Raw genomic sequence first — 2683 nt, 5'->3', positions numbered from 1 at the left:
GGAAAAACAGATAAAACCGATAGATCATTGTCGGAATCAAATGTTTCCAGAAAAGAGCCGCAGGACGAATGCCTTTAGCCCGTGCGAGTTCAAGGAAAGGAGCAGCTTCCTGTTCGAGTACTTGCGTCGTTAACCATTTGATGAAGAAGAATAGTGTTGTCAACGTTAGCGTAAGAATCGGTAAAAAACGAATGTACTCAGCATAGGATCCCGCAATTTCGATTTTGTCATACCCGGTCGTTTTAAACAGATAGAGGACAAGGAATTGCGAAAGAATGATCCAGAACAGATCCGGAACCATCTCAAGCGTCCGAGTCGTTTGTTTCAGCATCATGCGTGTTTTGCGACCACTCCGATAAAACAAATAAGCATAAAAAATCGCACACACAGCGGAGACCAGCATAGCTGTCGTAAAGATGATCAACGTCTCTTTAATGAATGGACTGATGGTAGGAAGCAACAAGAATTCCTTTTGAGCGGTTACGTTGAAATAGGTAATCTCATCAAGTTTCGTTAATTGAGCAAATTGTTGCTTCAGACCTTCCCAGTAGCTTGCTGGGTTGAATTTCATTTGCGCGACAAGCGCCGGAAGGGCGCTGATCGCAATCAAGACAAAAAATGCCACGATAAGCTGAATTGATTTTCGGGCGATAAACACCATGAGGCGAAAAACTCCTTTCTTTGGATCCTCAGCCGATGGCGAGGATCCGGTCATTGCCAATTTGGATCAACTGACTGTTCATATGTTTCCGGCGCAGTACATAGCGTTCGAACTGTTGTGTCGCGATGAACGAATCACGCGTCGAGACCGTCGAAAGGGTCATCAAGACATGCTTTAATTGTGGTTGGCCTTCTTGTAGCGAAAGATGCGTCATTCGGTTTGCTCCGTCGAGTCGATTCAAGAACAGTTCAATCTTACAGCCCTCCTTGATTAATTCACTGATCAGGAATGCCGATTGTTCGATGAACGTCTCAAATTGTTGGTGGAGTCCGTAACCGCTCGGGGCAGATAAGTTCAAGGCAATCGTAAACGTATCTTGATTGCTCGTTTCGAATACTTTTGCCTGCAAGCGACCGGTCTTCGCCGTCGCATACCAATCGATCTCTTTTGACGGTTCCGCCGTATAAGGTTTTGCACCAAGCTGAACCAGTTTGTTCTTGAGCGGTGAGTAGCGGTCTGGTCGGTCGCCAATCCGTAAACGTTGTAAAAGAAGCGGCGTCGCTTGCGCTGTCAAGGACGGCAAGACTGTAAACGACGGATACGTATCGAACGTAAAGAGATAGACGCCCATCTTCCAAGGCAGGCGAATCGTTAAGATGATCTCATCGAACTCGGCTGGTCCGCGGCGAACCGTCTGAATCGGGATCGTCACTGCGTCTTCAGAGTCAATCACTGCATGAAACGTCGCCGGATGTAGTGGATCCATCTCCGGGAAGATGACTCCGCCATCCGTGTGCAAACGAAGTGTCGCTTCGAGCCCAAGCTGACTCAAGGATTCGACGCCGAAGACTTGCAAATGGAGCGACGTCTTCTCCTGGTTGAACATCAATGATTCATAGTGTTTCCATTCGATGGCGACGTCCCGTCGGAGCTGCTTTTCTGTTCGACCGACTACAAAATGAATTGTCGCCAAAGCTGCGAACAGAAAACCGAGGACGGAAAGGCGCGGAATGAAGAGGAAGATGAACGTCATCGTGACGTACAGTGGAAAAAGTCGGCGTTCAAGCCAAAACGGGACGGAACGTTCAATCTGCATGATTCGTCACCCCATTTCGACCGGAACCGGCACGTCGTCCAGAATATGCGTCAAGACAGCCGCTTTCGTCGTCTTGATTCCACCTTCGAGTGTCAATGTCAGGCGGTGCGACAAGACGTGTTTTGCAAGATATTTAATGTCTTCCGGAATGATGAAGTCGCGCTGATTCAAAAACGCATAGCTTTGTGAAGCGCGAAGTAATGCAATCGCTCCACGCGGACTGACCCCGACTTCAATGAGTTCATGGTTTCGTGTCGCTTGAACGATGTGTAATAGATAATCAAGCACGTCTTGCGATGCATGGACGCGGCGCGCCTCTTCCTGCCAGGAAATCAAGTCGCCACCTGACGCGATGCCGACGGCTGACCGACGGACGTTAGTCAGAATCTCAGATAATAAGCGACGTTCGTTCTCGAAATCCGGGTAACCGACTTCGATCGCGACCATGAACCGGTCGAGTTGGGCGTCCGGTAGTGGGAAGGTTCCTGCCGATTCAATCGGGTTTTGTGTCGCGATGACGAAGAATGGGGCTGGCATCTGATAGGTCGTTCCACCAATCGAGACCTGACGCTCTTCCATTGCTTCAAGTAATGCCGATTGTGTCCGTGGAACGGCACGGTTAATCTCATCGATCAAGACGACGTTCGCGAACAGTGGACCGCGTTTATTCTCGAACTCCTGTGTCTTTAAATTGAAGAAGTCTGAACCGATGACATCGGACGGAAGCAAATCCGCTGTGAACTGGATCCGCGAGAAGGCACTCTCAAAGCTCTGAGCGAGCGCCTTGGCGAGCATCGTTTTCCCTGTTCCCGGTACGTCTTCTAGTAGAATATGTCCTTCTGCGGTGAGTGCCGTCAGACAGAGGTCGATGACGTCTGGTTTACCGAGATAGATGGAATTGAGTTGGTCTTTTAATTGTTGTAGTT

At 49.0% G+C, this 2683-nt stretch carries 3 protein-coding genes; all 3 read right to left on the bottom strand.

The window, feature by feature from the left end:
- Positions 1–661 (bottom strand): ABC transporter permease subunit (locus B3M90_RS06525; protein ID WP_290783093.1); only part of this gene is annotated, 661 nt, incomplete at its 3' end.
- 28 nt (positions 662–689) lie between these two features.
- Positions 690–1757 (bottom strand): DUF58 domain-containing protein, encoded by a 1068-nt coding sequence (locus B3M90_RS06520; protein WP_214855180.1) that lies wholly within the window; start codon positions 1755–1757, stop codon positions 690–692.
- A 6-nt stretch (positions 1758–1763) separates the two neighbouring features.
- The coding region (locus B3M90_RS06515; protein WP_290783091.1) for an AAA family ATPase at positions 1764–2683 on the bottom strand (920 nt) is incomplete at its 5' end.

The sequence above is a fragment of the Exiguobacterium sp. UBA6309 genome, from assembly GCF_002439205.1.
Lineage (GTDB): Bacteria > Bacillota > Bacilli > Exiguobacteriales > Exiguobacteriaceae > Exiguobacterium_A.
Note: the sequence above shows the minus strand (reverse complement) of the source record. Positions and strands in the feature narration are given on the sequence as shown.